Raw genomic sequence first — 25,699 nt, forward strand, 5'->3', positions numbered from 1 at the left:
CATCGGCGTATAGGTGTTGGTTAACTCAAAACTTGCACCTCTTGCATAGCCTGCATAAACCTGCTTTTCCTCTCACTTCATCCGGCGGTGGGTGCCAGAGGCCTAGGGCATGAAGTTCCCCCAGTGCCGCCTGAGCTACAAGTCCGGGCAAGAGAAGGCGCAGGGACTCCCTGGCCGCCTCCCGCCAGGTCAGCCCCTCTCCCTCCTGCTCCATCCGCACCCAGTGCGCCAGCAGGTAGGCGAGAAAGCAAAGCACCAGGAAACGATGCACCCCTAAGGGGGTTCTCTGGCCGAATTGCCCCAAAGAAAACTCGCTTTTCATGGCCTTGAAGAAATGCTCGATGCTGAACCTCCGCCTGCCCCACAGGAGCACCGTCCTTCCGCTGGCGGGAAAGGTGGCCACCACATACCGCCATTCCCATTTCCCCTTGGGCAGAGGGTAGCGGTACCAACTGACCCAGACCGGAAAGGCCAGACCCCGTAGGTAAACCTTGCTCCCCTGCCGTCTGAGGTTCAGGAGGCGCTGACCCTCCCGCGTCCTCCGATCCCGCCGCATCCCCACCACCGCCTCCAGGCCCATCCCCTGCACCCCCGTGAGGAAGCAGAGGGTGCCGAAGGCGGCGTCGGCCACCACCCGAATACGAAAGGCCTTCCGCATCCAGGGGGGCAGGGCCGCGAGAAGCCGCAGGGCCAGGAGGGAAAGGCTCTTCTCGCCTTTACCTCGCCAGAGGCGATAGACCCAGGGCACCCGAAGGTCACCGTAGACCAGGTAAAGCACCACCAGATGCAGGCCCCACTTGCCGTGGAAAAAGGAGAGCGGCAGGAGGGGAAAGGTGCCTTGCTTCTCCAGGGTGACCAGGTCCAGGACCACCAAGAGCCTGGGCTTGGGGCCTCGTCTTCTCCTAGCCAGGTGCAGGGTTTTTTCAGCTTCCTGCCTAGCCAGGCGGATGAGGGCGCGGGTGGGCCAGGGGTAGCTATTCAGGAAGCGGGAGAGGGCGGAGGGGGACTTGGTCTGGCTGTGCTGGGGCCTGGCCTTGCCATGGCCTTGGAGGAGCAGGAAGAGCAGGGCTTTGAGGGAATCCCGCAGGTGGGGGCTTGGCAGGAGGGCCAGGATGGCTGAGAGTAGGGACTGGGCTGCTGTGTGCATAGCACCCGTCATCAGACGGGAAACCAGCAGCCCCTTTCAAGTGGTCCCGGTGCATAAGGAATCCCCAGGGCGCATAACTGCAAGTTTTGAGTTGAGCAAGTTAAAGGCCATCAGAAAGACCATGGGAAACCACAAAGCGGCAGGTGTGATGCCGTCGCGCTGATGCAATTTGTAGGCGGCTTCGTAGTACAGGCTGACAATTTCATACACCGCGATCAGGCTCAGGGCCACCTGCCAGACCCAGCGAATGCTTTGGGGGTTGCGCCAGAGGTAAACTTCCAGGGCCAGGAACCCGCTGGCTATGGGTAGAAGTAGGTACTTGTCGGGAGGCGATAGTTTATCCGCCGCCACCGACAGCCCCCAGGCGGCCAGGGCGGCCAGCGCCCCGAGCGGAAGCAACCACAAGGAGATGCGGATGCGCAGGGTCTCGAGGGGGTCGGCAACCTCGATGGTGCTGTATGGGTCGGGTGAATGTTGGGGTAGCATATGCTGTTTCCAGATACAGGCTCAGCCTGCTGTGGGTAGCTACAGCTTAGCAAAAGGGGTCTTAACGGAGCCTGAACGCCTCGAGCCGGCTGTTGTGAAGCCACACAGCGCCGGTACTCGACTTGGCGAACCTGTGAGCGCGAGCGGGTTTTTAGGTTCAGGGCCTCAGGTATTCGACCAGGTAATCGGCGCTGGCCCACCCGCTTTCCAGGGCCGCTTCTATTCGGGGCCCACCGCACCAGTCACCGCAAAACACCAGGTTTTCTTGCGCCAGATAGGGCCAGGGATGGGTCTGGGTAGGGAGGGCGTAGTGCCAGCGGTGCGCCATGGCGGTACGGCACTGCCCAATCCAGTCACCGAAGAGTTCCTGGGCCGCCTCGATGATTTGTCGGAGGGCCTCGTCGGGGTCTAGCTCGAGGTGGGCCTGGCTCCACTCGGGCGAAGCGTGCAGAACCAGCACCGCTGGCTCTGGCGCGGCCCGCTTGGTGTGGTCGAGGGCGGCCCAGGCCAGCACCGGATGTTCGATTTCCAGCCCCACCCAGTCCAGGTAGGGCAGCTGACGGGGAACCAGGATGGCGGCCCAGCAGGGCGCATAACGCACGGCCTGTAAAGCCATCTGCACCTCGGGTTTGAGCTGCCCCTGGGTCAGTTTGAGGGCCTGGGGTGCTGGCATGTTGAGCACCAGGGCCCGCCCCGAGCGGGTTGAACCATCCTCGAGCGTCACCGTCCAGCCATCAGTGGCTTTTTGCACCCCCGTTACCAGGGCCTCGACTTCCAGCGGCAGTGGTTGGTCGTAGGCTTCCCACCCCTGCAAAAAAACCTTGCCCAGGGTGCTCATGCCATCCGGGCAGATATAGCGTGGGTGGCCGGGCCTGTGTGCTTTGATGCCGTTGGGTTTCAAAACTGGAAAACCCTGGCTCCATTCCCGCACCAGGCCATGCTGAACCAGGTCGGGGAGCAGGATGCGCAAGGGGGCGTTTTTTGCTGTGAAATACTGGGCGCCGTGGTCAATGGGCACAACCCTGCCGTCTAGCTCGAGCCTACGGGTGGCTGCCCGTCCTGCTACCCCGCGGGACTTTTCCAAAATATGCACAGTGTGGCCGGCTCGAGCCAGGTCCCGTGCAGCGGCCAGCCCGGCCAGCCCGGCGCCCACCACCAACACATCGGGGATGCCTGTCATACCAACCCCAGCCCAGGCGCTTTGCCCTGCTCAGGCCAAAGTTGGCCGGATGTGAACACATCTTCTGCCGCTGCTTCAGAAGAGCGCCGCAAAAAGCAAAACGAATTTAACGGGTTGCCGGTCATTCTAATTTCAAGAATCGGGCCTGGGGGTTTTTTCGTCAATCTGCCGGTGGTTCTGGTAGGCTTTGGCTCGAGATGCCCGCGCTGGAGTCCGACTGGTGGAGCATGGGCCTGCGGGTGGCCGGTGTGGACGAGGCTGGCCGAGGCGCGCTGGCCGGGCCGGTGGTGGCTGCAGCCGTCATTCTGCCGCCCCCGGAAGAGCCAACCCAGTACCCTTTCCAGGACTCCAAAACCCTTAGCGCCAGGCTGCGCGACCAGCTGGCCGACCAGATTCAGGCCGTGGCCCTGGCCTGGGGGGTGGGCTGGGCCGGGGTGGCCGAAATAGATCGCCTCGGCATTCTCAAGGCCACCCACCTGGCCGCCGGGCGGGCTCTGGCGCAGCTGGCCGTACCTGCAGAAGCCCTGCTCACCGATTATTTGCGCCTGGAGCGGGAGTGGCGGCAATATCTGCACAATAACCCACCCCGGCCCGACTCGCCCGGCCTGCTTCGCTGCCCGCCTAAGGCCGACCAGAACAGCCCCACCGTAGCGGCGGCCAGCATTCTGGCAAAGGTGGCGCGGGATCGCTACATGGAAGGGCTCGAGCAGCGGTATCCAGGGTATGGCTTTGCCCAGCACAAAGGCTACGGCACCGCACGCCACCTGCAGGCCCTGGACGAGCTTGGTCCCTGTGAGGAACACCGCCGCACTTTTGCCCCGGTAGCCCAGACAGGGCTTTTTTAGCTTTCTTTAAAGCAGGGCTGCTTGGGGACTGGGCAGAGGTAGAATGGCTCTTGGAGATAGCTATGCGCACAAAACTATTCCTCGCCTTGCTGGTCGTATTGCTTTCCAGCTGTTTTCCTTCGCGCTCCAGCCTTACGGTGGGGCTGCGCTTTGGTTTTGAGCTGAGCCCTATCATCACCCGCTTTGAACCTGACCGAGGGCGGGGCGCTAGTTACCGGGTGGGGGAGAGCGTTAGCTTTATCATCAGCCTGACTCGAGCCGGCTATGTGGCCCTGGTGGGCCTAGACCCAGACGGGACAGCCTACGAGTTCGACCGGGTTTTTCTGAACCCCGGTACCCACGTGCTCTCGGGGCCGCCGGGGTTCCGCTATGAGTTGCGCCCGCCCCTGGGCATGCAGCGCGTGCGGGCCATCTATACCGATACCCCGTACCCTTCTGGCTTTGTTATCCGGGGTACTTATGGCCTTGAACGTTGGGATCAGCAGATCTCCATCTACCTTGAGCGCTCGGGCTCGAGGGTCCGTGATGTGGCCGAGACCTACCTTTACATTCATTAGCAGATTTTATACCAGATTCGGTTAGTTCGTCACCGAACGGTGACGAACTAACCCGACCGAAGGGAGTGCTCTAGGATTCAAAAAGATAGCCTCTTAGCGCTTTTTGTTTGAAGATTATCTTTTTGAATCCGGTATTAGCCCTCTGTGTGGGCCGGGGAGCTACAGGCCACCCCGCCTTCCCTCCCAAAATCTCGATAGCCGGGGCACTCACACGGGTCTGGTCTTACTGCAATGCTTTGGCTAGGCCGGGTATGGTATCGCCGGTTACTACGGAACAGTCGTTAAATTGCGCTAAGCTATGCCCATGAAAGCCATTCGCGTTCACCAACCCGGCGGCCTCGAGGCTTTGCAACTGGAAGAAATCCCCATCCCCACCCCGGGCGAAGGCCAGGCCCTGGTGCGGCTTCAGGCCATCGGGGTCAACTTTATCGACACCTACAAGCGCTCCGGCCTGTACAGCGTACCCACCCCTTTCATAGTAGGCGAAGAAGGGGCCGGTCTCGTCGAGGCTGTGGGGCCGGGGGTAACCAGCGTGAAGCCCGGTGACCAGGTGGTGTACTCCAATGTGCAGGGCAGTTATGCCGAATACGCTGTAGTACCGGCTGACAAACTGGTGCTCATACCTGCAGGGCTAGACCCCAAAATCGCAGTAGCCGCGATGCTCCAGGGCATGACCGCCCACTACCTGGCCTACAGCACCTACCCCCTCAAAGCCGGGGAAACCTGCATTGTGCACGCCGGGGCGGGTGGGGTGGGGTTGCTCTTAATCCAGATGGCCAAGATGATTGGGGCCACCGTCATTACCACCGCCTCCACCGAGGAAAAGCGAGCCCTGGCTAAGGAGGCCGGCGCAGATTATGCGCTACCCTACGAGGGCTTCGACCAGAAAGCCCGTGAAATTACCGGCGGTAAGGGGGTAGACGTGGTCTACGACGGGGTGGGGCAGGCCACCTGGGAAGGCAGCCTCAATAGCCTGCGGATTCGTGGGATGCTGGCCCTATACGGGCAGAGCAGTGGGCCGGTGGCCCCCTTCAACCCCCAGGTGCTCAACCAAAAAGGCGGCCTTTACCTGACCCGGCCTTCCCTGTGGCACTACACCCAGACCCGCCAGGAACTGGAATGGCGGGCCGGGGACGTGATGCGCTGGGCGCTGGAGGGCAGGCTCAAAATTCGAATCGGAGCCGAGTTTCCCCTGGCCCAAGCCGCCCAGGCCCACAAGGCGCTACAGGGGCGCGAGACCACCGGCAAGGTGCTGCTGATTCCTTAGCCGCCGGGCGTGCCCCTTAGCGAGGGCAGCCAGCTACTCAGGCTGGGGAATGCAATTACGGCAATAAGCACCAGTATCTGCACGATGATAAAGGGAACGACTCCCCGGTACATGTCGGTGGTTTTGACCTCCGGCGGGGCCACCCCGCGCAGGTAGAACAGGGCAAAGCCAAACGGCGGGGTCAGGAAGCTGGTCTGGAGGTTCATGGCCAGGATGATGCCAAACCAGAGCAGCTTGCCCTGCACAAAGGCCTCGGTAGAGAGGTCGTAGTTGCCGGCCATCTGCATGGCCTCGGCCTGGGCGCGCCAGATGGCCTCCGCCGCCGGGAGCACCAGCGGCACGATGATGAAGGCAATCTCGAAGAAGTCGATAAAAAAGCCCAATACAAATACCAGAATCATCACAAAGGCGATAAATCCTACTTCGCCGCCCGGCAGGCCTACCAGGATATCTTTGACCAGCTTGTCGCCCTCGAGGCCCCGAAAAATCAGACTAAACGCGGTCGCGCCAATGAGGATGAAAATCACCATGCTGGTAAAGCGGGCCGTCTCCACCACCGCATCGCGGAAAACTTTCCAGGTCAGGCGGCGGTATAAGGCCGCCATGATGAGCGCCGCCAGCGAGCCCACCGCCCCTGCCTCGGTAGGGGTAGCGATGCCAAAAAAGATGCTTCCCAGCACGAACAAGATCAGCAAGACCGGCGGCACCAGTGCAACAATAGCCCTCCGCCCCAGCTCCCAGCCCCTGTAAGGCCGGGCCTCAAGGGGCAGGGCAGGGGCCATTTTGGGCCGCACCAGGGCCACCAGGGCCACCAGCAAAACCAGACCCCCCGAAAGCATCAGGCCTGGTATTAGGGCGCCCAGGAACAGATCACCCACGCTCACACCCAGCTGGTCGCCCAGCACCACCAGCACAATGCTGGGCGGGATAATCTGGCCCAGGGTTCCCGAGGCGGCAATCACTCCGGTAGCCAGGGGTTTGCTATAGCCGTACTTGAGCATCACCGGTAGCGAGATCAGGCCCATGGCCACCACCGTAGCGGCCACGACCCCGGTGGTGGCCGCCAGCAGTGTGCCCACCAGTACTACGGCTATGGCTACGCCGCCCCGTACCGGGCCAAAAAGCTGCCCTACTGTGTCCAGGAGTTGTTCGGCCAGTTTCGATTTTTCCAGAACAAGCCCCAGAAAAATGAAATAGGGAATGGCCAGCAGGGTGTAGTTGGACATGATGCCAAAGATGCGCTGGGGTAGGCTGCCCACAAAGCGTAGGTCAAACTCCCCGATGCTAATTCCTATGGCTCCAAAGATGAGGGCGACCCCCCCCAGGGCAAAGGCTACGGGGTATCCGGTAAAGATGAGCACCAGGGCCCCCAGGAACATCGCGCCGCCCAGAAGCTCAACGCCACCACCTTGTAACAACATTTAGGCAACCTCCCCTCTGGCCTCGTGCGGGAGGCGGGGCAGCACACCTCGTAAAAAGGCAAGGTTCTTGATGAACTCGGAAAACCCTTGCAGGGCCAGCAAAATAAATGCAGGCAACAGCATCAATTTAAGCGGCCAGCGGGGTAGTCCTCCCGCGTCAGAAGAGACCTCCCGCACCTGCACCGAGAAGGCCACCAAGGGCAGTGACACATAAAAAAGGATCAGCGCGAAAGGAACCAGAAACAGAATAGAGCCCAGCATGTTAACCCAAGCCCGACCCCGCTCACCCAGGCGGGCATAGACCACATCTACCCGAATGTGGCCGTCGTGTTTGAGCACATAACCCACCATCAGCAAAAAGATTAACGAAAAAATATACCACTGGAGCTCGAAGTAAGTGTTGGAGGCCAAGCGGGTTCCTATGCTTTTGTCCAGACTCCGCCCAATGGCGTTGAAGGCCCCAATCGCCACCATCGGCACCACCAGCCACAACACAATCCGGCCCACCCATTCGTTGACCGAGTCTATTAGACTGGATATTGCCAGCAACACCCTCACCTAAGCACCTCCTGAAAGGCAACCCAACCGTTTGCGCGACACAGCTCTGATGCTCCAAAATTGACTCGGTCTATCCTAACCACCCCATTCCATGGCGTCAATGACCCCTAAACGAGAGCCCCCACCTTCGGGGGTGGGAGCCTCCGGGTATAGCCAGTTCAGCCACTAGCGCAGGGTGCGCACAAAATCGTCGTAACGGAACTCGTTCAAAGCAAACCAGCGGCGCGACTCGTCGCGGAACTTCTTCCAGCTTTCGTAGATGCCGCGGTAGGTGGCGTCCTTGGCGGCGATTTCGTCAAACAAGGCGGTGGCCTCTTTGTTGGCTGCCTGAAGTACGCTGGTGGGAAAGGGCCGCAACTGGGCGCCAGCCCGTTGCAGGCGGGCCAGAGCTGGCGCATTCTTGGCATCATATTCGGCCATGGTTTTATCGTTGGCTTCGCTGGCGGCGCTGATAATGGCCTCCTGGTAGGCCTTGGGCAAGCCGCGCCAGCGATCGAGGTTCACGATGGTCGAGACGGTAGAACCCGGCTCCCACCATCCGGGATAGTAGTAGAAGCGAGCCGCTTTGTTGAGGCCGAGTTTTTCATCGTCGTAGGGGCCGACAAACTCGGCACCATCGATGGCACCCCGGTCGAGTGCCAGGAAGATTTCGCCAGCAGGCAGGGTTTGAACGGTGGTGCCCAGGCGGGTCATGACCTGACCCCCCAGCCCAGGAATGCGGAAGCGCAAACCCTTGAGGTCTTCGGGGCCCTTGATTTCCTTACGGAACCAGCCCCCCATCTGCACACCGGTGTTGCCGGCGGGGAAGGTAATGGCGTTGAAGTCGGCGATTACCCGCTGCATGGCCTGCAGGCCGCCGCCAAAGTAGAGCCAGGCGTTTTGCTGGCGGGGGTTGAGGCCAAATGGCACCCCGGTGTCGAAAGCCAGCGATGGGCTCTTCCCTATGTAGTAGTAGTTGGCGGTGTGTCCAATTTCCACGTTACCGGCCTGCACCACATCTAGCACCTGCAACCCTGGGGCCAGTTCGCCTGCAGGGAAGACCTGAATCTCAAAACGCCCTTCGGTCAGCTCGGACACCCGCTTGGCCACCGTCTCAGCCGCGCCAAAAAGGGTATCCAGGGAGCGGGGCCAGCTGGTGGCCATGCGCCAGCGGATCCGCGGGGCGGTCTGGGCGTAAACCGGGCCAAACACCGTACTGGCGGCAACAGCGCCAATTCCTGCCTTCTTTAAGAAGTCACGTCGCTTCATTAAGCTCCTCCTAAAAGCAACTATTGCACTGATGGGTGCGAAGCGATTATATGCGAGCTATCGCAAGCTATCAACAAGGACATGTGTAACCTAAGCTGTAATGTGTAGAAAAACTTATATTCCTGCCAAAAAAAGTTATTTTGGTGTAATACATGGCTCCAGATGGTGTAATTATCCTAAGATGACAATTCCGCCACCAACTAAGCCGCCAAGCAAGGCTGGTTCGCCTGCACAAGCGAATCGGATTGCCCAGCCTTTGCAGGGATCGGTGTGCTGGGCTGAATTCGTTGAAAATACCTGCAAACGTCAACCATAGGCGATGTGCACCGCGGGCCGCCCCAGCGAAAGAATCATGCCGGCCCCGGCCTGGAGGCTTTGCACGGCAGCCTCGTCAGCGGGGCAATGCCTGGTAATGGCCTGCATGTCCAGCGCATCGCTCACGGTGATGCCCCGAAAACCCAGCCGCTCCCGGAGGTAATGGGTGAGGATTTTTCTGGACAGGGTGGCGGGGTGCTGCGGATCCAGGGCGGGAAACCGGATGTGGGCGCTCATGATGGCGCGAACGCCGACCTCTATTTTGCGCTACAGTTTCGAGTAGATTGAGGAGCAAGCCTGCACCCCATTTATGAAGCGCGTTCTGCTCATACCTGCCGATACCAGACCTGTAACCCTCGAGCTCCCCCACCAGATGGCGCAGCTAGCTGGTCTGGAGGTGCGCTCTCTGCCGCTGGAGATTCTCAATCAGATGAACCAGCCGGGGAACACTGCGGCCATTGCCGAGTGGTTGTGGCGGGAAGCCCCGGCGGCGGGGGTGTGTGCCCTTGGCGGCGGCCCGGTTGCGCTGGCCGAGGCCAGCTTTGCCTGCCTGGTGGACGACTGGCTGTACCAGAGCCGGGTGCGCGGGGAGGTGCAGCAAGCCCTGACCGAGGACCCCAGTCCCTACGATCTGGGCGAGCTTCAGTGGGGGGCCGAACTGGCCATTGAGCAGCGCCTCAGCCCGCTGGCCCACAGCCTCTGGCAGCAGTATTTTGCCCCCAGCCTGCCAGGGGTCATGGGCTGGCCGCGCCTGTCGAACGGGGTGTTTCCCTTGCGGCTGGTTCAGGAGGAAGGGTGATGCAAGTTTTGCAGCGTTTGTGGGTTCGCTGGAAGGAGCTCTCGGCCTGGCAGGACCTGGAAACCCAGCCCCTGGGGGGCGTGTTCCAGGCAGCCGACGGCCCCAGGGTGCCGATCCAGCCGGGTGACCCCTGGCCCGACCGCAGCTTTCCGGTTCGTCTATTTTTCGAGGCCATAGTACCCCAGTCCTGGGCGGGAAAACCTGTCTGGGTACGACTAAGGCCCGGTGGGGAGGGTTTGTTGCTGGCCGAGGGTAGGCCCCTGGGGGGGCTCAACCCCTACCACAGCGAGTACCCCTTGCTGGAAAAAGCGCAGGGGGGTGAGGGAATACGCCTCGAGGTCGAGGCAGTCCCTAAAGGGCTGTTTGGTAGCCCGGTTCCACAGCCCCGGCTCGAGGAGGCCACCCTCCTCCTGCCCGACCTTCAGGTGCGCGCTTTGTGCGCCGACCTGGCCTGTGCGCTGGAGGCTGTGCCCCAGCTCGAGCCCGACCTGGCCCAGCTTTTGCTGGATGTTTTGAGTGAAACCTTTGCCCGTATCAAGCTGCCACGCGGCCCAGCTCGAGCCTACCTAAACCAGCTCGAGGACTCCGTCTGGGCTCAAGAAACCGCCAAGCTATGGGAGGAATGGCACTTTGTGGGGCCGGGCCTGCCCCTGCAGGACGAGCACCGCCAGAGCCTGGAGGTGGCCCGCGGCTTTCTTGGGCAGGCCCTGGCCGAGTTGCGGCAGCGTTACCCTGGGGTGGGGCGGCTCTGGATTTCCGGCCATGCCCACATCGATCTGGCCTGGCTCTGGCCCATCGCCGAAACCCGGCGCAAAATTCGGCGCACCTTTGCCACGGTGTTGCACCTGATGGAGCGTTACCCCGCCTTTTACTTCAACCAGTCCAGCGCTCAGGCCTACACCTGGCTCGAGGCCGACGACCCGGCCTTGTTCGAGCAGGTGCGGGCGCGGGTGCAGGAGGGGCGCTGGGAGCTGGTGGGGGGCATGTGGGTTGAGCCCGACGGCAACCTGCTCTCGGGGGAGTCCTGGGCACGCCAGATGCTCCTGGGGCAACGCTACTTTGAGCAGAAGTTCGGCAAGAGAGCCAGGGTGGCCTGGCTGCCTGATACCTTTGGTTTTCCCGCCAACCTGCCCCAGCTCTTAAAGCAGGGCGGGCTGCCTTTCTTCTTCACCACCAAGCTCAACTGGAACGAGACCAACCCCTTCCCCCACGACCTGTGGCAGTGGGAGGGCCTGGATGGCTCGAGGGTGCTGGCCCACAGCTTCTGGAATCCCAACGAAAACTACAACGGGCGGCTGGAAGCCCTCGACCTGGCGGGCACCTGGAAGAACTTCAAGGGCAAGCGCTACCACGACACCTCCCTCCTGACCTTTGGTTATGGTGACGGAGGCGGCGGCCCCAGCGACCTCATGCTGGAGCGCTACGAACGCTACCGCGCGTTTCCCGGCCTGCCCCAGCTGGCGATGGGCCGCCTCGAGGCTTTCTACCAGGCCCTGGAACAGGCTGCGCCCGCACTGCCGGTCTGGGTGGGCGAGCTATACCTCGAGCTCCACCGGGCCACCTACACCACCCAGGCCCGGCTCAAAGAGCTCAACCAGCGCCTCGAGCAAGCCCTGCTGGAGGCCGAGCTGACCTGGACCCTGGCCTCAATTAAGCCGCTCGACCCCCGCCTAACCATCGAAGAACCCAGCTATCCGGCGCGTGACCTCGAGGGCCTCTGGAAGGTCTTGCTGCTGCATCAGTTTCACGACATTTTGCCGGGTTCGGCCATCCACAGCGTGCCCCAGCAGGCCGCCGAAAGCCTCCAGGTGGCCCTGGTTCAGGCCGAGGAGTTGCGCCAGGAAGCCCTGGGCCTGCTCTCCGCCGAGGTGCGCAAGGTACACCCCCAGGCCCTGGCCCACCTGGTGGTGTGGAACCTAGGCGGCAGCCCGCGCCCCCTGCGGCTGCAGATGGAACGCCCCACCGAGCAGTTTTTCCGCCTGCTTACCACCACCGGTGATGAGGTGCCTTATCAGGAAGCCGGCCCCCACATCCTGATTGTGGCCGACCAGACCGTGCCGGCCATGGGCTACCTGGCCCTGGCGGTGGTGGACCACTTGGAGGCCCGCCGAACCCCCAGTGTGCGGGTCAACGGGCAGGCCCGGGTGCTGGAAAACCAGCATCTGCGCCTGGAAGTAGCCCCCGATGGCACCCTGGCCCGCCTCTATGACAAAGACCACCAGCGGGAGGTGCTGGCCGGGCGCGGCAACCAGCTCTGGGCCTATACCGACATCCCGCGCTACTGGGAAGCCTGGGATATAGACGCCTCGTATGCACGGGAGGGCCGCGAGATTACAGCCAGCCAGGTCAAGCTCATCGAAGGGGGGCCGCTCAGGGCGGGTATCTGGGTGGAGCGCAGGTTAGGGGCCTTGAGCCTCGAGCAGACCTACTGGCTTTGGGGGGGTGCCCGTCGGCTCGAGATCGAGACCCGGCTGCGCTGGCAGGAGCGCCGCACCCTGCTGCGGGCGCTGTTTCCGCTAAACGTGCGAAGCCACGAAGCCTGGTTCGATACCGCTTTTGGGGCGGTTGCCCGGCCCACCCACGCCAATACCTCCTGGGATAAAGCCCGCTTTGAGGTGCCAGCCCTGCGCTGGGCCGATCTCAGCGAGGCCAACTATGGGGTGAGCCTGCTGGGTGGTTCCAAACATGGCTACAGCGTGCAGGGTAACGTGCTGGGCCTCTCCTTGCTGCGCGGTCCGCTCTGGCCCGATCCCCTGGCCGATGTGGGCGAACACAGCTTTACGTATGCGCTTTACCCCCACCCGGGCGACTGGAGAACCGATACCGTGGCCGAAGCCGAGGACTTTGCCGCGCCCTTGCGGCCCCTGGCCATGCCCGTTCATGCGGGGGGGCAGCCGGCCAGCCGCCAGTTTTTGCGCCTGTCGCAGGGCAGCCTGCGGGTGGCCGCCTTCAAACGGGCCGAAGGAGGCTTCGGCTACATCCTGCGGCTCTACGAGGCTTACGGCGGGCGGGGGGTGGCCCAGCTTGACCTTGGGGCCCTGGGAATCCGCACAGTACACCGGGTCAATCTGCTGGAAGACCCGGAAGAGGCCCTTTCTCTGCACAATGGCCACCTGACCCTGGCCTATACGCCCTACCAGGTGATCGGCCTGAAGCTGGAGCCATAGATGGCAGAGCTGCTTGGAACCCTGGTTACCCCCAGCCTAACCTACCCCGGCCGTATCGAGTTTTCGGAGCGCATCGAGGCGGTGCTTCCGCTCGAGACCACTGGAGACTGGCCGCCACGTTACATTTTGCCGGGGTTTGTTGACCTACATGTGCATGGCGGGGGAGGGGCCGACTGCATGCAAGGAGAGGCGGCGGTGCGACAGATGGCCCGCTTCCATGCCCAGCATGGCACCACCGCGCTGCTCGCCACTACCGTTACGGCCCCCCTGGCCGACCTCGAGGCCGCCCTGCGGGGCATTGCCGCGGTGGTGCAAAATCCGGGGCCGGGGGAAGCGCGGGTATGGGGGGTGCATCTAGAAGGCCCCTTTATCAACCCCGAGAAACTGGGCGCGCAGCCGCCCTACACTATAGAACCCGACCTAGAGACCATGCGCTATCTACTAAGCCTGGCGCCCATCCGGGTGGTCACGCTGGCCCCCGAGCTGCCGGGGGCCCTGGAACTGATTGCCTTTCTCAAGGCCCAGGGGGTACGGGTGCAGCAGGGCCATACAGCCGCCACCTATGCCCAGTCTCTGATAGGCCTCGAGGCGGGCGCGCGGGGTTTCACCCACTTCTACAACGCCATGACCCCCCTGCACCACCGTGAGCCGGGGGTGGTGGGGCTGGGCCTGGGGCGTGCCCAGTGGGCCGAGCTCATTCCCGACGGGTTGCACGTCCACCCCGCGGCCATCGGGGTGGCAACCCGGGCCATATCCCAGGCCTACGCGGTAACCGACGCAGTGGCAGCCGCCGGAATGCCAGAGGGGGTGTACCGGCTGGGGCGGCATCAGGTATACAAAAAAGGCCAGGGGGTCTTCCTGGCCGATGGCAGGCTGGCCGGGAGTGCACTCACCATGGATCAAGCCGCGCAAAACCTGCGCCGCTGGGGCTATACCCTGCGCGAGGTGATGCAGATGACCTCGAGCTTTGCCGCAACCTACTTAGGGATACAGCATGGACTGAAGCCAGGCCTGCCCGCCGACCTGGTGGTGCTTGACGAAGCGCTAAACCTTGTGGAGGTGTACGTGCGGGGCCAGAAGGTGGAGACAGTATGAAGGCAGCCGAAAGCAAAATGTTCAGGGAGGCCCAGCAGGCGCCGGCGGTGGTAGAGCAGGCCCTGCGCGAGAACAAGAGCGAGATGGAACTACTGGGCACTTTTTTGCGTCGTCATACCCCGCCCTTTGTGCTGACGGTGGCCCGGGGTAGCTCCGACCACGCCGCTCTGTATGGCAAATACCTCATTGAAAGCCTGCTGGGCGTGGTCTGTTCCTCGGCCATTCCCTCGGTACACACGGTCTACGGGCAGCGCCTCGCCCTCGGTCGTGCTTTGCTGATTGCTATCTCCCAGTCGGGTCAGAGCCCCGATCTGATCGAAGTTACCCGTCAGGCCCGGCGCGATGGGGCCCTGACCCTGGCCCTGGTCAACCAGGAAAACTCCCCCCTGGCCCAGGTGGCCGAGGTGGTGCTACCCCTGTGGGCCGGCCCTGAGGAAGCCGTGGCCGCTACCAAGAGTTACCTGGCTACCCTGGCCTCCCTGGCCCAATTGGTGGCCGCCTGGGCCGAAGACAAACCCCTCAAAGAAGCCCTGGCCATGCTGCCCGAGGCCCTCTATAAAGCGGCCCATGCCGACTGGCAGGCGGGCCTGGGGGCTTTGGTAGAGGCCGACAACGGCCTGGTGGTGGGGCGCGGCTATGCCTTTGCTATCGCCCACGAGCTGGCCCTCAAGCTCAAGGAGACCAGTGCTTTTCATGCCGAGGCCATGTCAGGCGCCGAACTGCTGCATGGCCCGGTGGCCCTGGTGGAGCCCGACTTTCCCCTGCTGGTGCTGGTGCCCAAGGACAAGCCCCTGCCCGGCATGCTGAGCCTGCTGCAAACCCTGCGTGGCAAAGGCGGACACCTGCTGGTGGCCTCCTCCGAAGCCGAGGCCCTCGAGCTGGCCCACACCCTCCTGCCACTCCCCACCCGGCTTCACCCGGTGCTGGACTCGATTCTGCTGGCGCAGGCCTTTTACCCCTTCGCCGCCGAGCTCGCGGTAGCCCGGGGGCGCAACCCCGATGCCCCGCGCAACCTGTCCAAGGTGACCCGCACGCGCTAAGCGGTCTTGGATTTAGGTAGGATAGGGGCATGGAAATACGCAAGATTGGTGTGATCGGTGCAGGGCAGATGGGCTCCGGTATTGCTCAGGTGGCAGCTCAGGCCGGCTATGAGGTGGTGCTGCGCGACCTCGAGGTCTCGTTTATCGAGCGCGGCCTGAGCAGTATAAAGCGCTCCATCGGCAAGCTGCTGGAAAAGGGCAGGCTCGACCAGAACAGCCACGATGCGGCTTTGGCCCGCATTGCCACTACCACCCACCTGGCCGATCTGAAGGATTGCGACCTGGTGATCGAGGCCATCGTGGAGCACGAGCCCAGCAAGCTCGAGCTCTTCCGCGAGCTCGACCAGCTGGTTAAGCCCGAGGCCATTCTGGCCTCCAACACCTCCTCGATTCCCATCACCCGCCTGGCCGCGGCCACCCGCAGGCCGGAACGCTTTATCGGGATGCACTTCATGAACCCGGTTCCCCTGATGGAGCTGGTGGAGGTGATCCGGGGCTACCTGACCGACGACGCCACCACCCAGGCCGTGCTGGAAACCGCCCGCAAGATGGGCAAGACCCCGGTGGAGGTCAACGACTACCCCGGCTTCGTCTCCAACCGTATCCTCTTGCCCATGCTCAATGAGGCCATCCAGTGCGTGATGGAGGGTGTGGCCACGCCGGAGGCCATCGACCAGGTGATGAAGCTGGGCATGAATCACCCCATGGGGCCGCTCACTTTGGCCGACTTCATCGGGCTGGATACCTGTTTGTCCATTATGGAAGTCTTGCACCGGGGCCTGGGCGACGATAAATACCGGCCCTCGCCCCTGCTGCGCAAGATGGTGCAGGCCGGGCTGTTGGGGCGCAAGAGCGGGCGGGGTTTCTACCGCTACGACGAGAAGGGCAACAAGATCGGATGAACCGGCTGGATCACCTGGTGCTGGCCGCCCAGACCCTGCAAGAGGGGGTTGAGTACGTCCAGGACGTCTTGGAGGTGGTGCTTTCACCGGCTGGGGGCCCACACCCGCTGATGGGGACGCACAACCGCCTGCTGAACCTGGGCAATGGGGCGTATTTAGAGATTATCGCCATTGATCCCGAGGCCCCCGCACCGGGTCATCCGCGCTGGTTCGCGCTCGATGGTTTCGCCGGAGCGCCCCGCCTCCTGACCTGGGTGGCCCGCACCGGGGCTTTGGAACGCTACGCCTCGCTGGGGCTTGGCCTGGTGACCCGGGCCAGCAGGGGAGACCTCGAGTGGCTCATCACCCTCCCCGCGGACGGGCGCTTGCACTGGGGCGGGTTGGTGCCCTACTTGATCCAGTGGGGTTCCCGGCACCCCACCGAGACCTTGCCGGACGCGGGTTGTCGCCTGGGGGAGCTGGTGCTTCGCCACCCAGAGCCCCAGGCAGTGGACAAAGTGCTCAAGAGCCTCGAGCTCGATTTGAGCCAGGTGCGCCTCGAGCGTGCCGAATCACCCGATCTGATGGCCCTTGTTCAGACCCCTGCAGGGCCCAAGCTGCTGCGCTAGCCGCGCCCAAAAAATCCGCTCTGCGCCAGCTTTATCGGTTGCTGGAGGCTGCTTTTTCGACCGGGGTGCGCCAAAGCCATGAACCCAGCCACTCCCCAAGGCGGCGCAAGGGGCTTTTTGTTGCCTGCCGACGGGCCGAAAGGGTGGCCTCCTCGGGGCCTACATCATGGCCGATGGCCTGGGATAGGTAGTAGCGGTGGTCGGAAATCCACAGGTACAAATCGGCCTCGGTGCGGCCCGGAAAGTTTTTCAGAACGCCGTTTTCGCGAATTTCCAAAATGGTGGGCAGGTAGAGGTTGTCGTACCAGTCGGCAACGGCTTCCTTCCAGCTGACGGCACGCTTCTGGTCGAGGCCCATAAAGTACTGATGGGTATGGATATGGTCGAGCAGCACATCGTAGCGGCCAGGCCTGCTAAACAGGATGGGCTCATGGTTGGGGCGCAGCTGGGGTAGCTGGGTTTTCTCTAAAAACTCCGCATACTCTCCCTTCAGAATCACATCCTTGATGGTGTCGTTGGGGTCAAGGTCTACCGGCACCTCGAGCTCGGTGACATAGGCATCAATGAAATGTTGACCCTGGGCTTTGGCCAGCGCAGTGCGGTGGTTGCCGTCCTTGACAAAGTAGGTGTCGCCCACCTTGTAGACATGAATGGGGGGAAACTCGATGCCCTCGAGCTGGGCCTGGCGCAGCTTGGTCCAGCGATCCAGGGTAAAGGGTTCTTTGGGCATAAACTCGGCGTCGAAGTCGCCGTAGCGGTCAACCGAGCCTATGATTTTGTCGACTTCAATGGTCTGGAGCCCCTTGTACGACTCGCTCTTTGGCCGTAGCTCCAAGACCGCGCTATAGGGCAGCAACTGGTTGGGCTTACCCCGTAAACGGCGCAAAACATCGTGGATGAGCACCCGACGCGACAGCGCCTCGGCTTCTAGCTGGGCTTGCTGCTCTAAATCCATAGGCTTCATCCTGATGCGTTCTCCGATAGGCGATGCTTGTGTGTCGTGGCCCGGTTGGGGTATTCCCGGATCGCTTGAAAAAGGGCGGCAGGCTTCGCTTTGCGTGGATTGGGTTGAAGACAACCCTGCCCGATTATAACCCCCTTATACCGGATTCAAAAAGATAATCTTCAAACAAAAAGCGCTAAGAGGCTATCTTTTTGAATCCTAGAGCACTCCCTTCGGTCGGGTTAGTTCGTCACCGAACGGTGACGAACTAACCGAATCTGGTATTAGAGCCCCACAGCCAAACAAACATCCGCCTGTGCTGGCGGGTGTTTCAAGGGCATCTGGAACGCTAGGCTGCTTCTTTGGAGAGCCGCTCGAGGCCACTCGGGTTTTCCAGTACGAGTTTGCCATAACCAGAGCGGATGTAGCCTTCGCGGGTTAGCTCGCCAATAACCTTAGTTACGGTTTCGCGTACCGAACCTACTGCCGAAGCGATCTCGTCGTGGGTGGCCCTAACCCCTATGCGACCATTCTTTTCAGTAAAAGCCACAGGCGTGCGAGACAGATCGAGCAGGGCAGCCGCAATGCGGTTCTTGAGGCGCTGACCAGAGATGCGCTGGATGGTCTGGTAGGTTTGGCTCAGGGCCTTTACCAGGCCTTGCACCAGGTCGGTCATTTCCTGTGCGGAAAGTTGGGCTGGCGCCAGGGTATCAACTTTGGTTTCAGTTACGGCTTCGGCAAAGTAGGTACGTTCGCCACCGGAGATCACTTCTTCACCAAAGTACTCACCAGGACGCACAAATCGCAACGTCAGGGCGTTGCCTTCGTCATCTACACTCTGGAGCCGAACCAGACCCTCCCGTACCCGGTAGAGTAGATCCTTAGGGCCGGGCTCTCCCGGATAGAGGATGATCTCGCCAGGATCAAAAGTTAGGGTATCTAGGATGCTGGTTTGCATAGCTTCATCACTCCTTGATTCCGACTATAGCAGGCTTAAGTGATTTTGTAAACATTTGTGTTTATTATTTGCGGTGGGTTATGCCGGATCTGGCCGGTGCTCACATCTAGGTATACGCAAACAAGCTACAGGTTAGATGTGGCGCGATGAAGCAAGGAAGACCGCTGCTGCGCGTGTTTGCTGAATGGGCGCAGCCCCAATTCCCTTCACCACCAGCCCCGGCGCTTCATCCACAGGGCCAGCCCCCCGCCAATGACCGCCAGCCCACCCCAGAAATACACCCGTCCAGCCGGCCACTGGTACTCGGTAAAGGCTTCGAAGTTGGTTCCATAGATGCCGGCCCAGAGGGTCATGGGCAGAAACAGCACCGAGATCACCGTAAGGGCCTGTACCACCCGGTTGAGCCGGTTGTTCTGGGCCGAGAGGTGCACCTCCAGCACATTGGATAGCTCGTCGCGGGCTGCGTCCAGGCCTTCGTATACCCGGCCCATGCGGTCGGTGAGGTCGCGGAATAAATAGGCCTCGGCGCCCAGCAGGGGAAGGCGCTCGAGGTGCAGCAAGGCCTCGCGGGCCTGCGAGACCAGCCGCCGGGTACGCAGCACCTCGCGGCGGGCGGAAAAAACCCGGCGGGGGGTTTCGGGGGTGTTGTCGCCGTCCAGGGCCTGCTCTTCCAGGTCTTCGACCCGCTCGGTGAGGGCATCGGTGTATTCAAAAAAGGTCTGTACCCCCTGGTCGAGCAAGCGCTGCCACAGCCTTAAGCACGAACCCCCACGAAAGCTGTTCCAGATTTGCTCGAGGTAGTCTACCGGCTCGTTGCGGTAGGTGAGCAGCACCTGGGTCTCGGGGAAGTAGAAGTAGGAGACCCGCTCGGTGCGGCTATGGGCATTGTCTGGGGTCTCGAGGGTGCGAAAAATCAGGAAAAGGTGCCTGGGGTACTCCTCGAAACGGCTCCAGTGGCCGATCTCCTGGGCATCGGCCAGGGCCAACGGGTTGAGGGGATACTGGTTTTGAATCAGGGCGATTTCCTCAGGGGTAGGGGTCTCGACGTCCACCCAGACCTGGGCCTCCATCAGGCCGCAGGTTGCGCCATCGGAAAGTTGCTTAGCCCGAATCATTAGCTCATAGCTTATTGCGGATGGCCGATGGCTGCAAAAGTGTTGGCAACTTGAAAGGCATTCACGCCGCTTATTCCCCCACCCCCGCCCCCTCCCCATGGGAGAGGGGACTTAACTTGGAGGAGAAGGGTTGGAATGAGGGGTCTTTAGGCAAAAAAGCTTCTTATCTATACGATGCACGATTGCAAAACGAGCTTGCCGACCGGCCATTGACCCACGGCCATTTCGCCAGCAGGACGATGTTTTGCTGCTTGTGCCTAGCGGGTACTCTCGGCGATCCAGTCCAGGTAGTCCTTCGACCCTGCCTCGATTTTATGGGCAATAATCTCGGGCACCTGGTAGGGGTGCAGCTCTTTGATACGGGCTTCCAGGGCATTGTAGCGCGCTTGCTGGGTTTTGATGAGGAGCAGCAGCTCGCTATTTTCCTGAACCTCACCCTCCCAGCGATAGACCGAAGTGATGCCCGGCAGCAGGTTTACACAAGCGGCCAGCCCTTCGAGCACCAGGGTTTGGGCGATGCGCTGGGCGGTCTTTTGGTCCGGTACGGTGCAAAAAACGGTCAGATACATACTTACTAGGTTATAAGAAATGTCTTTGATTTGTTCTTTCTTTGGGGCCCCCGCCTAAAGCGTGGGTAGCAACAGCTCGAAAAACCAGGGTGCTCTGACAATCCCTAACGGAACGATTCAGGCGGGGTTCATATTAGCGAATCCCCAGCGACTTCACCGCCAACCGGGCCGCGGCCAGATCCCAAAGGGCGTGGCCCACGCTTTTAAAGAGCACCACACCTGAGGCTGGTTTGGGCTGGTGGAGGGCTGCCGCGAGCGGCTGTACCTCGTCCCAGTCCACCCCGGCTTGCAGCAGGTCGCCCGCCTCCGAACGGGCCCCCTCGAGGGTATCCACATATAGCCGGGCCTGCCGCACCACCTCCGGCGCAACCTCGGCCATATCGGGGCGGTAGGCTCCCACGGCGGCGATGAAGGCGCTCGAGGGGGCTCGCAGCAGCACCGGGGTTGAGCTGGTAGTGGCGCACACAATCAGGCTCACCTCGTTCAGGGCGGGCTCGAGGTCCCGGATGGCCTGGGCCAGCATTCGCCGCTGGCGGGCGTACGAGGCCAATGCCTCGGCATGTTCAAAGCTGCGGGAGTACACGTACACCTTGTCGGTGCCCAGGCCCACCTGGAAGGCTTCCAGGTGGCTTCTGCCCTGGGTTCCCGCGCCCATAATCAAAAGCGGCCCGGCGGGAAGGGGGGCCAGGGTCTGGGCGGCCAGCAGCGAGACCGCTGCGGTGCGGCGGGCCGTGACCACCCCACCGTCCAGCAGGGCCAGGCGTTCGCCGGTAGCAGTTCGCATGACCCAGACCTCGGCCCGGACGCTGGGCTGTTGCGCAGGGTGGACGGTGACCAGCTTGGTAACGGTGATGGAAGGGTCGGCTGCGGGCATCAGCAGCAGGGTAGCGCCCCCCGGTAGCGGCACCACCAGACGCTCCGGTGCGGTAACGAGACCCTGGGCATGGTCGGCCAGCACCTGGGCAATGGACTCGGCCAGGGCAGCATACGGCAATAGGGCAGTGGTTTCCTCTGCCGATAGAATGCGCATGTGCCCAGCCTACCCGAAAGTTGTGTTTTGTGCAGACTGGGGCGATAGAACCTGAACGCTATCGCCAACCTCTACCACCCCGCCCCGAAGCACCCGGGCATACAGCCCCCGCTTGCCCAAAAGCACCTTGGGCAGCCGCAAATCGAAGACCGAGAGCGAGTTGCAAACGGTGCATACCGTGGTCAACTCCAACAAGGCAGGGCCTACTTGTAGCCGAGTTCCTGGGCTAAGGGCGTGGGGGTCGAAGTCTACCAGCAAGTTTTCGCCTAGGGCCCCCGGGGGTAGCTCGATGCTGGCTCGAGCGGCCAGCGCGTAAGTCGGGCGCCCGGCCACCAGCACGGCCCGGTCGGGGTGCTTGCCAAAGTGCCGGTCGCCTTCTACGCCCATGCCTTCCACCAGATGGGCTTTAGCCACCGCTGGTTTGGGTAGGCTTGTACCCGGCCCAGCGTGGAGCGACAGGACGGTATTCATCGCAGACCGAGCTGACCTCGAGCGGCCAGCACCTGCTGGGCGCTCAGGTTCTTGCCGCGCTGGGCCTTCACCTCGGCCTCGGTAAAAGCGCTCTGGCCTGTGGGCAGGGCATTCCCCCACTGGGTGGCGATGTGGTTGAGCACCGCGGCGATCTCTGCGTCGCTGAGCTGGGGATAGGCCGGCATCAGGCCGTTGTAGCTGGCCCCTTTGACGCTAATTGCGCCTTGCAGGCCATAGAGCATCACCTGAATCAGCCATTCGCGTCCGCCCTTGGCTGCCAAAATCTCCGGCACATGCCCGGCCAGAGGCGGAAAGACCCCTGGAATACCTGCACCATTGGCCTGGTGGCAGCCGATGCAGTTGTTGTAGACCGCTGCCCCACTAACTGCAGCCGCGGCCTGCGCTGGTGTGGGCGCAGGAACACTCGCACCTGGAGCCAACTGTGTTGCCAGGTAGTTGAGGATGGTAGCCCGTTCCTCCGGGGTGAGCCTGAGCCCGTAGCCCTGCATTTCTGTAATCAGGCTGTCCCAACGTTCGCGGTTTTGCCGTTCACGGGTTACAAAACCGATTTCGTGGCAGGTCTGGCATTTCTGTAAAACAAGCTCCCGCCCCGGCCCCTCGGGCAGTGCGTTTTGGCCGAGGCCCACCCAAAGGGCAGTTAGCGCTAGAAACATTACCCATACCAGGTATTTGGCTTTCATGTTTGGTCTTCCTCCCTGATGCAAAAGAATATCATGCTTGGCAAGGCGTTTTTGTGCGCCCGACACACCTGTGCTGAAGCTAAAAAAATCGTTAACACACAACCGGCACCCTGGGGTATGTGGCGCCGGTCAAAAGAGCAGGCTTTGGAGATTTCAGGTTACCCTGAACTTGACCCGCATAATCCCGTTCCACTCGTAGCCGCGCTCGTTCCACCAGATGTTGCCGTTCATGGGCTGGGTGCGGCCTACCGCGTCGGTAGCGCGGGCCATCACCTCGTATTCGCCGGGGGCCAGTAGCTGGGGTGAGACCCACTGATACCAGCCAAACTTGCCGTGGTCACGCTCGATGATGGCCTTGCGCCAGGAGGTGCCGCCGTTTACCGAGACCTCTACGGTTTCGAGCGGGGCCAGGCCGTCGTTCCAGGCTACCCCACGGATCTCTACCAGACGGCCTTTGACGCTGGCTCCGGCCAGCGGCGATAGGATGAAGGAGTTGATGTTGGTCATCCAGTTCGAGCGGGAGTTCTCCAGGGTGTAGTTGTAGCGGCTGCCGGGCTGGGTGGGCAGGATGGGCAGGTTCACCCCGGGCAGCACCGGCACCCGGTAGCGGGGCACCTGTTCGTTGCCGGAGCTTTCGGTAGCGGTGAACTCGAGCTTGGCAATCCACTTAACGTTGGCCGTGCCAAAGGTACCCGCTGCCACCAGCCGCACCGGCCCGCCGTGTACCGCCGGCAGCGGCTCACCGTTCATGCCCAAAGCCAGCATGGCGCTGCTGTAGTCCAGCACGCTGATGGGGAAGCTCTTTTCATAAGGTGCAGCCCCGCCCTGGGTGGAGGCGTTCATGGTGATGAAGCGGGCTTTTGGATCGAGTTTTACGCCTTTGGCCTCGAGCAGGGTCTTGAGCAACACCCCGCGCCAGGTGACATGCCCCACCCCGCCGTAGGTCCAGGGGTTGCCTGAAGGACGGGGGTTGAAGAAGCTACGGCCATTGCCCGAACACTGCAACACGCTGGTGACTTCGGTCTGGGGCAGTTTGGAAAGCTCGTCCACCGTGATCTTGAAAGGTTTGTCAATGAGGCCGGTGATCTCTACTTCCCAGCCGGGCTGCACGTTGGGCTCGGTGGTGTTGAGACCGGGCAGGTCGATGTTGTTGCGGATGAAGAGGTTGGCCTTGCTGGTGATGCGCTCGGAGCCCAACAGTTCCAGGGTAGACTCCATCACCACCGGACGGGACGACAGCACAACCAGCTTGGGGTTTTTGCCGCGTACCACCTGGTCGGCGGTGGGTTGTTGCTGGGCCATGCCCAGCCCCATCATGCCCACGGCTGCTCCGGCTGCAACGCTTTTCTTCAAGAAGGCGCGGCGGTTCATTTCAGCCTGAAGTAGTGCTTTTTCTTTTTCGCTCATCTGAGACTCCTCCCCAAAACAAGACCCTACGGGCCAGCTAGCGGGATGCTTGGGCCTATGTGTTTTCTGACAGCGTCATGTTACAACGGATTACAAACATACTCAACTAGGGTATAGGTTGCGCCAGGGTAGATTGGCAAAACCAGCGGAGTAGGTCTATGCGTGCCTGGCGCAATTCCCCCAGCGATCTTTCGGAACAGCAACTTGTACTTCAACCTATGGAGACACTTGCAACACTATGTTTTCTCCACCCTAAAGCGCTCTACCGCCCTCAGCCCGCGCCGCCCAAAGCGCCGGGCCAGCTCGAGCTCGCTCATCACCAGCACCGTGGGCCGCCCGTGGGGGCAGACCCAGGGCAGCGCGCACTCGGCCAGGGCATCCAGCAGGGCCTGGGCCGAGGCGCCCGTCAGCGGATGCCCGGCCTTGATGGCGGGCAGACAGGCCAGCCGGGCCAGCACGTTGCGCCAGGCTTCGCTAAAATTGGGCGTTCCCAGGCTGCCCTTCACCACCTCGGGGATGAGCGAAGGGTGCCCCGCCAAAAAAGCCGGAATGGTGCGAATGCGGTACTTGCCAGGGCCAAAGGGCTCCAGGCATAGCCCGGCCTGCTCGAGCTCCTGCGCCCGCTCGGCAAAGTTCAGCTCCTCGCCCAGCGAGAGCGAGACCAGCTCGGGGTGGGGGAGCTCGAGGGGAGCTTCCTCGAGGTAGCGGCGCGACAGCTCCTCGTAGAGGATGCGCTCGTGGGCCGCGTGCTGGTCTACCACGTACAGCTCGTCCCCCGCCTCGGCCAGCAGGTATAGCCCCCGAAAGCTGCCCAGGTAGCGCAAGCGGGGAAAGCTAGCCCGCTGTACAGGCGTGGGGCCGGTGAGGGGGGTGGGTTCGGGCAGGGCACGGGCCAGGGGATGGGCCGAAAGCAACGCCTGTACCGCCTGGGTAACAAACCCCAGGATGGGCTCGGGCCGAATCAGCTTAACCCTCGATTTATCGGGCGAGGTGTTGATCAGAAGATGCTCAGCAGGTACGTCCAGATTCAGCACCCCCAGCGGAAACTGGCCGTGGGGCAAGAGTTCTTTGTAGGCGGCCAGCACCGCCTGTAGCAAGGACTCGGGCCACTCCACCGGGCGGTCGTTCAGGGCAAGCAACAATCTATCTCGCCGGGGGCGCGATAGCTCTGGGCGCGAGAGCAGACCCGAAAGCCGGAAAGGGCCGTCCGTTTCCTTCAAGGACAACAACCGATTGGCCACCACCGAGCCCCAGAGCAGCTTGGCCGCCTCGCCGAACCCACCCCCCGCGTGGGCAATTTTCTCTTCACCATCCACCACCAGCCGCAGGGCGATTTCCGGGCGGTGCAGCAGGTAGCGCGAGACCAGGTGTACCACCTTGCGGGCCTCGGCGGCGGGGGCCTCGAGCGCGTTTCGGCGGGCGGGCAGGTGGTTGAACAGGGCGCTCACCTCGACCCGGGTTCCTGCAGGGGCTGGATGTTCGTGTAGTTCTACCTGGTCTTGAAAGGCCGTCAGGGTGGCGCCCCCGAGCTGCTGGGGGGGCCTCGAGGTCAGCCGTACCTGGGCCGCCTGCCGGATAGCCCACAGCCCCTCCCCCCGAAAGCCCAGGGTGCGGATGTTGTGCAGGTCGGTGAGCTTGCTGGTGGTGTGGTGCTCCAGGGCCAGGGCCAGCTCTTCTTTGGGAATGCCGCTTCCGTTGTCGCTGAGCACGATTTTGTCCAGGCCCCCACCCCACAGCTCGATGTACAGCCGGGTTGCCCCGGCGTCCAGGGCGTTTTCCAGCAGCTCGCGCACCACGTCGGCGGGGCCAGAGACCACCTCACCCGCGGCAATTTCACGGACGAGCTCAGGGGGAAGTTTGCGGATCATAC

At 62.2% G+C, this 25,699-nt stretch carries 25 protein-coding genes; 9 read left to right on the forward strand and 16 right to left on the reverse strand.

Going from position 1 to position 25,699, the window contains the following annotated elements; translation table 11 throughout:
- Positions 1 to 25: 25 nt before the first annotated feature.
- The 3 genes from Q355_RS0104600 to Q355_RS0104610 form a co-directional block, all read right to left on the reverse strand.
- Positions 26 to 1,147, reverse strand: coding sequence for a transposase (locus Q355_RS0104600; protein WP_027876711.1), 1,122 nt, complete (start codon positions 1,145 to 1,147; stop codon positions 26 to 28).
- A 36-nt stretch (positions 1,148 to 1,183) separates the two neighbouring features.
- A complete protein-coding gene (locus tag Q355_RS15380; protein ID WP_051529308.1) occupies positions 1,184 to 1,633 on the reverse strand; it encodes a hypothetical protein in 450 nt (149 codons plus the stop codon).
- Between the two features lie 157 nt (positions 1,634 to 1,790).
- The gene (locus tag Q355_RS0104610; protein ID WP_027876712.1) at positions 1,791 to 2,813 is read right to left on the reverse strand and encodes an NAD(P)/FAD-dependent oxidoreductase; all 1,023 of its coding nucleotides are present in this window, start codon (positions 2,811 to 2,813) and stop codon (positions 1,791 to 1,793) included.
- 197 nt (positions 2,814 to 3,010) lie between these two features.
- On the opposite strand from Q355_RS0104610, the gene Q355_RS0104615 reads away from it, so the two are divergent.
- The 3 genes from Q355_RS0104615 to Q355_RS0104625 all read left to right on the forward strand — a co-directional run bounded on the left by Q355_RS0104615 (position 3,011) and on the right by Q355_RS0104625 (position 5,482).
- Positions 3,011 to 3,658, forward strand: a complete 648-nt coding sequence (locus Q355_RS0104615; RefSeq protein ID WP_027876713.1) for a ribonuclease HII — start codon at positions 3,011 to 3,013, stop codon at positions 3,656 to 3,658.
- Positions 3,659 to 3,720: 62 nt separating this feature from the next.
- The gene (locus Q355_RS0104620) at positions 3,721 to 4,215 is read left to right on the forward strand and encodes a DUF4384 domain-containing protein (protein WP_027876714.1); all 495 of its coding nucleotides are present in this window, start codon (positions 3,721 to 3,723) and stop codon (positions 4,213 to 4,215) included.
- A 304-nt stretch (positions 4,216 to 4,519) separates the two neighbouring features.
- A complete protein-coding gene (locus Q355_RS0104625) occupies positions 4,520 to 5,482 on the forward strand; it encodes a quinone oxidoreductase family protein (protein WP_027876715.1) in 963 nt (320 codons plus the stop codon).
- Here Q355_RS0104625 and Q355_RS0104630 read toward each other — a convergent pair.
- From Q355_RS0104630 to Q355_RS0104645, 4 genes are all read right to left on the reverse strand, one after another.
- A complete protein-coding gene (locus Q355_RS0104630) occupies positions 5,479 to 6,903 on the reverse strand; it encodes a TRAP transporter large permease (protein ID WP_027876716.1) in 1,425 nt (474 codons plus the stop codon). The genes Q355_RS0104625 and Q355_RS0104630 overlap by 4 nt on opposite strands.
- Positions 6,904 to 7,461, reverse strand: a complete 558-nt coding sequence (locus tag Q355_RS0104635; RefSeq protein ID WP_027876717.1) for a TRAP transporter small permease subunit — start codon at positions 7,459 to 7,461, stop codon at positions 6,904 to 6,906.
- A gap of 165 nt (positions 7,462 to 7,626) precedes the next feature.
- Entirely contained in the window at positions 7,627 to 8,709 is a 1,083-nt protein-coding gene (locus Q355_RS0104640) for a TRAP transporter substrate-binding protein (protein ID WP_027876718.1), read from the reverse strand.
- 306 nt (positions 8,710 to 9,015) lie between these two features.
- Positions 9,016 to 9,285, reverse strand: a complete 270-nt coding sequence (locus Q355_RS0104645) for a glycoside hydrolase family 3 N-terminal domain-containing protein (protein WP_281172000.1) — start codon at positions 9,283 to 9,285, stop codon at positions 9,016 to 9,018.
- 49 nt (positions 9,286 to 9,334) lie between these two features.
- Between Q355_RS0104645 and Q355_RS0104650 the strand changes: the two genes are divergently transcribed.
- From Q355_RS0104650 to Q355_RS0104675, 6 genes are read left to right on the forward strand one after another with little or no spacing between them, the layout of a single operon-like run.
- Positions 9,335 to 9,823 (forward strand): DUF4127 family protein, encoded by a 489-nt coding sequence (locus Q355_RS0104650; RefSeq protein ID WP_027876720.1) that lies wholly within the window; start codon positions 9,335 to 9,337, stop codon positions 9,821 to 9,823.
- On the forward strand, positions 9,823 to 12,990 hold the full coding sequence (locus Q355_RS0104655; protein WP_036258697.1) for an alpha-mannosidase: 3,168 nt from the start codon (positions 9,823 to 9,825) through the stop codon (positions 12,988 to 12,990). Before Q355_RS0104650 ends, Q355_RS0104655 begins: the two co-directional genes overlap by 1 nt.
- Positions 12,991 to 14,085: an N-acetylglucosamine-6-phosphate deacetylase gene (gene nagA, locus Q355_RS0104660; protein WP_027876722.1), complete on the forward strand. Its 1,095-nt coding sequence runs from the start codon at positions 12,991 to 12,993 to the stop codon at positions 14,083 to 14,085.
- Positions 14,082 to 15,125, forward strand: a complete 1,044-nt coding sequence (locus Q355_RS0104665) for an SIS domain-containing protein (protein WP_027876723.1) — start codon at positions 14,082 to 14,084, stop codon at positions 15,123 to 15,125. The genes nagA and Q355_RS0104665 overlap by 4 nt, the downstream gene beginning before the upstream one ends.
- A 29-nt stretch (positions 15,126 to 15,154) precedes the next feature.
- A complete protein-coding gene (locus Q355_RS0104670; protein ID WP_027876724.1) occupies positions 15,155 to 16,027 on the forward strand; it encodes a 3-hydroxybutyryl-CoA dehydrogenase in 873 nt (290 codons plus the stop codon).
- Positions 16,024 to 16,635 (forward strand): VOC family protein, encoded by a 612-nt coding sequence (locus Q355_RS0104675; protein WP_027876725.1) that lies wholly within the window; start codon positions 16,024 to 16,026, stop codon positions 16,633 to 16,635. Before Q355_RS0104670 ends, Q355_RS0104675 begins: the two co-directional genes overlap by 4 nt.
- A 31-nt stretch (positions 16,636 to 16,666) precedes the next feature.
- Here the strand turns inward: Q355_RS0104675 and Q355_RS0104680 are convergent, their stop codons facing one another.
- The 9 genes from Q355_RS0104680 to mutL form a co-directional block, all read right to left on the reverse strand.
- Complete coding sequence (locus Q355_RS0104680; RefSeq protein ID WP_027876726.1) at positions 16,667 to 17,590, reverse strand: DUF4032 domain-containing protein; 924 nt, start codon at positions 17,588 to 17,590, stop codon at positions 16,667 to 16,669.
- A gap of 337 nt (positions 17,591 to 17,927) precedes the next feature.
- Complete coding sequence (locus Q355_RS0104685) at positions 17,928 to 18,536, reverse strand: helix-turn-helix domain-containing protein (RefSeq protein WP_027876727.1); 609 nt, start codon at positions 18,534 to 18,536, stop codon at positions 17,928 to 17,930.
- 206 nt (positions 18,537 to 18,742) lie between these two features.
- Positions 18,743 to 19,651, reverse strand: coding sequence for a magnesium transporter CorA family protein (locus Q355_RS0104690; RefSeq protein ID WP_027876728.1), 909 nt, complete (start codon positions 19,649 to 19,651; stop codon positions 18,743 to 18,745).
- A 257-nt stretch (positions 19,652 to 19,908) separates the two neighbouring features.
- Positions 19,909 to 20,220, reverse strand: a complete 312-nt coding sequence (gene cutA / locus Q355_RS0104695) for a divalent-cation tolerance protein CutA (protein WP_027876729.1) — start codon at positions 20,218 to 20,220, stop codon at positions 19,909 to 19,911.
- A 133-nt stretch (positions 20,221 to 20,353) separates the two neighbouring features.
- On the reverse strand, positions 20,354 to 21,250 hold the full coding sequence (locus Q355_RS0104700) for a delta(1)-pyrroline-2-carboxylate reductase family protein (RefSeq protein WP_027876730.1): 897 nt from the start codon (positions 21,248 to 21,250) through the stop codon (positions 20,354 to 20,356).
- 9 nt (positions 21,251 to 21,259) lie between these two features.
- The gene (locus Q355_RS0104705) at positions 21,260 to 21,721 is read right to left on the reverse strand and encodes an MOSC domain-containing protein (RefSeq protein ID WP_027876731.1); all 462 of its coding nucleotides are present in this window, start codon (positions 21,719 to 21,721) and stop codon (positions 21,260 to 21,262) included.
- Complete coding sequence (locus Q355_RS17210) at positions 21,718 to 22,422, reverse strand: c-type cytochrome (protein WP_027876732.1); 705 nt, start codon at positions 22,420 to 22,422, stop codon at positions 21,718 to 21,720. The genes Q355_RS0104705 and Q355_RS17210 overlap by 4 nt, the downstream gene beginning before the upstream one ends.
- Before the next feature lie 153 nt (positions 22,423 to 22,575).
- On the reverse strand, positions 22,576 to 23,829 hold the full coding sequence (locus Q355_RS0104715; RefSeq protein ID WP_027876733.1) for a molybdopterin-dependent oxidoreductase: 1,254 nt from the start codon (positions 23,827 to 23,829) through the stop codon (positions 22,576 to 22,578).
- A 236-nt stretch (positions 23,830 to 24,065) separates the two neighbouring features.
- Entirely contained in the window at positions 24,066 to 25,697 is a 1,632-nt protein-coding gene (gene mutL, locus Q355_RS0104720; RefSeq protein ID WP_027876734.1) for a DNA mismatch repair endonuclease MutL, read from the reverse strand.
- Between the last annotated feature and the right edge of the window lie 2 nt (positions 25,698 to 25,699).

Source organism: Meiothermus cerbereus DSM 11376, from assembly GCF_000620065.1.
In the GTDB taxonomy this organism is placed as follows: Bacteria; Deinococcota; Deinococci; order Deinococcales; family Thermaceae; genus Meiothermus; species Meiothermus cerbereus.